This is a genomic window from Microcystis sp. M083S1, from assembly GCF_020246405.1.
In the GTDB taxonomy this organism is placed as follows: Bacteria; Cyanobacteriota; Cyanobacteriia; order Cyanobacteriales; family Microcystaceae; genus Microcystis; species Microcystis aeruginosa_C.
Genome location: NZ_JADBTB010000153.1, coordinates 1 through 6,047, shown reverse-complemented (window position 1 = coordinate 6,047; position 6,047 = coordinate 1). Strand labels below are relative to the sequence as shown.

Sequence of the window (6,047 nt, the reverse complement as noted above, 5' to 3'; positions counted from 1 at the left end):
GCCAAGCTTTTCTGGTCGGAACCCCCTAAGCCGAGTTTTCAAGGTGCTGCGCCGTCCACTTGGTTTTCGAGACTGGCCTTTTAATTCTAACGTAAAGCCAACCTAGAACGGCGGGGTTTCAGACCCAAAATTTCCGATGAACTACTCGGCCGCAGCAGCGTTTAAGGGTTTAATGCTGACGATGCGAGCGCCTAAACGGGTAATCCGACGCATTTCTTGATTCATGCGGCTATAGGGAACGGTCAAAAAGACACTGCCACTCTTACGGATAGAATAATCTAGGTTATCAGTATTGTCATTTTGACTCAAACCGACGACTTCATAGACAAAAAGGCGATTTTCTTTGGCACTAGAGAGACTTTGCATCGAAATGGCTCCTACATTGATGTTATAGTTCTCTAGTTTAGCCTAGCAGGGAGACTAGCAATCTAGTTAGGGTTTGCGGCAAAAAGTTTCTCGTGGGGCCAGGGTGTGGGGTGTAGGGTGTAGGGTGTAGGGTTTTATTTTAAGGTACTTTTCCCCTGAAATTTCCCCCCGATCCCTCCAATGGCTGGCACTTTTTGATTTTCCAAAAGTCTAAACGTCTTACCCAACAAGGTTTTTAGATTTATTCAGCCAACCCTAGTTAATGGCTGATTTACGGCCGTTTATTGTACCATAACGCTCGATCGCAATTGTCCACAGGCCGCATCGGTCGCTAAACCTCTGGAATAACGGACAGTAACGGCGACTTTTTCCTGTTCTAAAATAGTTTTAAAAGCCTTAATTCTCTTTTCATCAGGCCGTTGATAATCCACCTCCTGAATAGGATTATAGGGGATTAAATTGACGTGAGATTGAAAACCTTTCACCAGTTTGGCTAATTCCCCTGCGTGTTCAGGTAAATCATTCACTCCCGCTAAAAGAATGTATTCAAATGTCACCCTTCGTCCCGTGATTTGAACGTATTCCTGACAGTCTTGGATCAGATTAGTTAGGGGATAATGGTCGGCACTGGGGATTAATTTAGCTCGAACTTGTTGATTAGAAGCATGGAGACTAACAGCAAAAGTTACTTGCAAATTATGTTCGGCTAGTTGCTTGATTTTATGGGGTAATCCCACCGTCGAAATAGTTAAACAACGCTGACCGATACCCACATCTTTATTAAGGGAATGAATCGCCGTAACTACTTCGGGGATATTTAATAAAGGTTCCCCCATACCCATAAACACCACATGACTAACTCGCTGTTGAAAATCCTCCTGTACTGTTAACACTTGGTCAACGATTTCATGAGCTTTTAAATTACGAGTAAACCCCCCTTTTCCCGTGGCACAAAAATCACAGGCCATCGGGCAACCCACTTGGGAAGAAACACAGACTGTCAATCTTTTTTCACTAGGAATTCCCACCGCTTCGATGATTAAACCATCCGCCAGTTTTAGCAGATATTTACGGGTGCGATCGGGTGCTACACTGCGATAATGTATAAGGGAACGACCGATAGGATAATCCGCCAGCTTGCTGCGCCATTCTTGGGGGAATACGGAAATATCCGCCAAAGAATGCACCCCTTTTTCGTATAGCCATTGGTGTAATTGTTTCCCCCGATAAGCGGGTTGTCCCTGGTCTTTTACCCAGTCGGTCAGTTCCTCTAAAGATTTCGCTAGTAAAGTCATAAGTAGGTAGGCGTTAAAAATTATCAGACACCCCCGTTATCAAGGGTAGGGTTGATTCATGAATCAACCCTACCTTATTAAGGGGGGATTAAAGGCAAAATCCATTTTTAATTTAATTATAACCAGCTACTTAAACTTAGCCTGACGACAAAAACAAATCTAGTCTTAAGCTTGATCTTTTTTACTTTTCACCTAACCTAACTGTTCAAGGGGAACTGTCAGTGCCATAATAATCGATGGACTTCGATCGAGAGCAGAAATTTTATGAGTTGCCGGCCAAACAAGCCAATATGGGGGAATAGAGAGCTATTCAGTTGTAAAATCAATATTTAAGCGAAAATTTATGAAAATCGCTATTTTATCCCAAGATGCTTCTCTTTATTCCACCAAGCGACTGAAAGAAGCGGGAGAAGCTCAAGGCCATGAGGTGCGAGTGATCAATTATTTGCGCTGTTACATGAACATCACCTCCCATAAACCCACGGTTGTCTATAACGGTAAACCCTTGGAGAGTTTTGACGCGATTATTCCCCGCATTGCCGCCTCAAAAACCTTCTATGGAACCGCAGTCGTCCGACAATTCGAGGTGATGAATGTTTTTACTGCCAACGACTCGCAAGCAATTTCCCGGTCGCGGGATAAATTGCGTTGTCTGCAAATCCTCGCTAGGGAAGGGATAGGTTTACCGGTGACGGGAATTGCTCACGCAATTGAAGATATCGATGGTTTAATCGAAACCGTCGGCGGCACCCCTCTCGTGATTAAATTATTAGAAGGAACCCAAGGTATTGGGGTAGTTTTAGCGGAAACAGACCAAGCAGCCAAGTCAGTTATTGAAGCTTTTCGGCAATTAGAGGCTAATATTCTAGTACAAGAGTATATTAAAGAGGCCAGTGGGGCAGATCTGCGCTGTTTTGTCATCGATGGAAAAGTGGTAGCCTCGATGAAACGACAGGGGGCCGAGGGGGATTTTCGTTCTAATCTTCACCGGGGTGGCAAAGCAGAAAAGATAAAATTAACCCCAGAGGAACGCAGTACGGCTATACGGGCCACTAAAGCCATGGGTTTACGGGTTGCGGGTGTGGACTTATTACGGTCTAATCACGGGCCTGTGGTTATCGAGGTCAATTCCTCTCCCGGTTTAGAAGGAATAGAAGCGGCCACCGGTGTGGATGTGGCCAAAAAAATTATCGATTTTGTCGCTAAAAATGCCACCTTAGTCCTAAATCGCGATCGATATCAATATTAGCCGTCAGCCTTGCATCAGTTATCAGTTATCAGTTATCAGTGGGTAAGTTATCAGTCAATAGTATTAAGCGATAAGCTCGGAGCTGCCTTTTTACTGAAAAAGCTCCCCACACCCCACACCCCACACCCCTTAAACAGGATTTAGTATCAGTTATCAGTCGGCAAATACACGGACGCTATCGGGAATAATCGATAGTTTTACCTTTGTACCGATGTCTAATTGGGTGTTAATCGTTGTTCTAGCGTGGATTTGGCTGCCGGTGGCCGTTAGCAGACAATAACGGTATTCCCGCCCTAAAAATTGGCGATCGCAAATAACCAGATCTCCCGTCTCATCCGGTTTAATTTTGACATCTTCCTCTCTCAACATCAATTCCCCTTTGTCCAAATCTTGACCATCGGCAATTTCCCAGAGTCCTATCTCGGTTTGCCATTGTTCCCCCTTCCGTCTAGCGGGGAGAAAGTTAGCTTGGGTGACAAACTCGGCCACGAATCGCGAGGCCGGATGACTATAAATTGCTTCGGGATTGTTAATTTGTTCTAATTTTCCTTGACAAATGACCGCAATTGTGTCACTGATCACCATTGCTTCCTCCCGGTCGTGGGTGACAAAAATGGCCGAGATACCAGTCGCTTTCAGGATATGACGGATCTCGTGTCGTAAGCGTTGCCGGACCTGCACATCGAGATTACTTAAAGGTTCATCTAAGAGGATTAAAGAGGGTTTTGGGGCTAAAGCGCGGGCGAGGGCGACTCTTTGCTGTTGTCCTCCTGATAGCTGATGGGGATAACGTTTTTCTAGTCCTTGCAGTCCGACTAAACCCAAAGTTTCCGCCACCCTAGCGTTAATAGCTTTGCTCGATAATTTCTCCCCAGAATTTTTTAACCCAAAGGCGATATTCTCAGCGATGGTTAAATGGGGAAAAAGAGCGTAATCCTGAAAAACCATGCCTGTATTGCGTTTTTCCGGGGGAATAAAGGTTTTTTCGTCGGCAACTATTCGCCCTCCCAATTCAATCACTCCTTGAGATGGTTTTTCAAATCCCGCAATCATCCGCAGCAGAGTGGTTTTACCGCAGCCCGACGGACCCAATAATCCGAGAATTTCGCCCTCTGTTAAACTAAAACTGATATTATCGACAGCTAGAGTAGGAGAAGCGGGAAAACGCTTGTTAACCTCGGATAAACGCAGAATGACAGACTTTTTCATGGTGGGAAAGACAATCGCCCAGTCAGTGGCAGGGCCATTTACTTAAGAATTATTCCTAATTAGTTCACTATTATTATTTATAACATCTCAATGGACTAATTAGGAAACTTTCTCAAAAATTTCATGCTCACACCTGAAGATATTATTCTTGTTCCCCGGGGGGCCGAGCATAGCTCAATCCGTCGAGGATTAAGGAAAATCGGCGATTTAGCCCCGCAAATTATCCCGATTAACCTTGGCGCTCCAGAATTCCTCGACAGTTCCCCAGTCTCTAGGCAATCTCTAGAATTTCTTAATAAGTTTACAGGAAAAATTGTGCTGATGGGATTAGCGGGCAGTCTCAGCGATCGCTATCGGGTCGGAGATGGGGTAATCTATCAAGGTTGTGGCGCAGAAAAGGGGAGTTATTGGCAGTGCGAACCAGAAATAACCGCAGAAATCGCCCAATTAACCGGATATAGTCTCGTTAAAGGTTTAACCAGCGATCGCCTGATTAGCCAGTCCGAGGAAAAACGAGGTTTAGGACAGGGGGGCTATGAAGTGGTAGATATGGAAGGAGCAAGGATTTTAGCGGCTTTACGCGGGCAAAAAGTGGCAATTGTGCGCGTGATTAGCGACGAGGTGACACAGGACTTACCCGATTTAGCCCCGGCAATTGATAATCAAGGTCAGCTGCGACCATTGCCCCTAGCTCGACAAATGTTAATCCGTCCTCTCCCGGCCTTCCATTTGATTCAAGGTTCCCTAAAGGGTTTATCCGTACTAACTCAGGTGGCGCGAAGCTTGTGCGGCAGTAATTTTTAAAATTTGCTTGCAGATTATTTTTTTTCTGTGCTATAATGGTTAAGCTAAAATCAAGCGGATGTGGTGGAACTGGTAGACACGCACGTTTGAGGGGCGTGTGGCTTACGCCTTGCGAGTTCGAGTCTCGCCATCCGCATAAACTTTTATCTGCCCTCTGACAAGAATTGCCCTTGTCACCCATCGTCAGGGATGGATATTTGGCCATCAAAATTTCCCAACTCACCCTTTCAGGTGGCTTAGGTTTGACTAAGTTTAGTTAAGCGGTTGCGAGTAGCGATTTAGCCAAAGCACTAGGTCGTTTAAGGTTGTAAAATCCAACAAAGCCTCAGCCAAGGACTCTAATTGCTCGATTTCTAAAGCCTGAATTCGGGCAGCCAATACCTCATCCACTGCACCAAAGCGACGTTGCAACAGACGCAAAATCAGGGCAGATTCTCCTTCCAGTCGTCCTTCCAGTCGTCCTTCCAGTCGTCCTTCTTCCTTGGCTTCACGATATACCCTTGTATCTGCCAATTGTAGTCCTAGCATTGCTTCCACCTCCTGCCGACTCAAGTTAGTAAATTTATAGACCATAGCGATTTAGCCAAAGCACTAGGTCGTTTAAGGTTGTAAAATCCAACAAAGCCTCAGCTAAGGACTCTAATTGCTCGATTTCTAGAGCCTGAATTCGGGCAGCCAACACCTCATCCACCCCACCAAAGCGACGTTGCAACAGACGCAAAATCAGGGCAGATTCCCCTTCCAGTCGTCCTTCCAGTCGTCCTTCCAGTCGTCCTTCTTCCTTGGCTTCACGATATACCCTTGTATCTGCCAATTGTAGTCCTAGCATTGCTTCCACCTCCTGCCGACTCAAGTTAGTAAATTTATAGACCATAATTGTGGCAATCATTTCTATTATGGCGCGACTGGCTTCTGTATCTGCAATTTGCTCTTGGGTTCGTGCCAGTAAATAGCGGGCTTTTTCTGGTGCTTGGGTTTCTTCCACAGTAGTGAGTACCATTAAGGCAACTCCTAGGGGTAACTGCTGAATTTCCCCTAATTCTTTCAGATAAATTCGATGCACCTGAGGACAATTGAGCAGCGCTCGGTAGGGATGGGTGTTACTTTGTTCTAGGCTGCGGGTG

7 protein-coding genes and 1 tRNA gene are annotated in these 6,047 nt (G+C 45.5%); 3 read left to right on the top strand and 5 right to left on the bottom strand.

Features of this window, described 5'->3' with window-relative positions:
* Window positions 1–141 precede the first annotated feature (141 nt).
* Window positions 142–366, bottom strand: coding sequence for a phycobilisome linker polypeptide (locus IM450_RS14650; RefSeq protein ID WP_002732223.1), 225 nt, complete (start codon window positions 364–366; stop codon window positions 142–144).
* A 281-nt stretch (window positions 367–647) separates the two neighbouring features.
* On the bottom strand, window positions 648–1,661 hold the full coding sequence (gene rlmN, locus IM450_RS14645) for a 23S rRNA (adenine(2503)-C(2))-methyltransferase RlmN (RefSeq protein WP_287664388.1): 1,014 nt from the start codon (window positions 1,659–1,661) through the stop codon (window positions 648–650).
* Between the two features lie 343 nt (window positions 1,662–2,004).
* On the opposite strand from rlmN, the gene rimK reads away from it, so the two are divergent.
* Window positions 2,005–2,910, top strand: a complete 906-nt coding sequence (rimK, locus tag IM450_RS14640; protein ID WP_002742468.1) for a 30S ribosomal protein S6--L-glutamate ligase — start codon at window positions 2,005–2,007, stop codon at window positions 2,908–2,910.
* A gap of 153 nt (window positions 2,911–3,063) precedes the next feature.
* On the opposite strand, the gene IM450_RS14635 is transcribed toward rimK, so the two are convergent.
* On the bottom strand, window positions 3,064–4,119 hold the full coding sequence (locus IM450_RS14635) for an ABC transporter ATP-binding protein (protein ID WP_287664385.1): 1,056 nt from the start codon (window positions 4,117–4,119) through the stop codon (window positions 3,064–3,066).
* 123 nt (window positions 4,120–4,242) lie between these two features.
* On the opposite strand from IM450_RS14635, the gene IM450_RS14630 reads away from it, so the two are divergent.
* Both IM450_RS14630 and IM450_RS14625 read left to right on the top strand, forming a co-directional pair.
* Window positions 4,243–4,923 (top strand): hypothetical protein, encoded by a 681-nt coding sequence (locus IM450_RS14630; protein ID WP_287664383.1) that lies wholly within the window; start codon window positions 4,243–4,245, stop codon window positions 4,921–4,923.
* Between the two features lie 54 nt (window positions 4,924–4,977).
* A tRNA-Leu gene (locus IM450_RS14625) sits at window positions 4,978–5,059 on the top strand.
* A 116-nt stretch (window positions 5,060–5,175) separates the two neighbouring features.
* On the opposite strand, the gene IM450_RS14620 is transcribed toward IM450_RS14625, so the two are convergent.
* Entirely contained in the window at window positions 5,176–5,496 is a 321-nt protein-coding gene (locus tag IM450_RS14620) for a DUF4351 domain-containing protein (RefSeq protein ID WP_287664380.1), read from the bottom strand.
* The coding region (locus IM450_RS14615) for a DUF2887 domain-containing protein (RefSeq protein WP_287664378.1) at window positions 5,486–6,047 on the bottom strand (562 nt) is incomplete at its 5' end. The genes IM450_RS14615 and IM450_RS14620, both read right to left, overlap by 11 nt.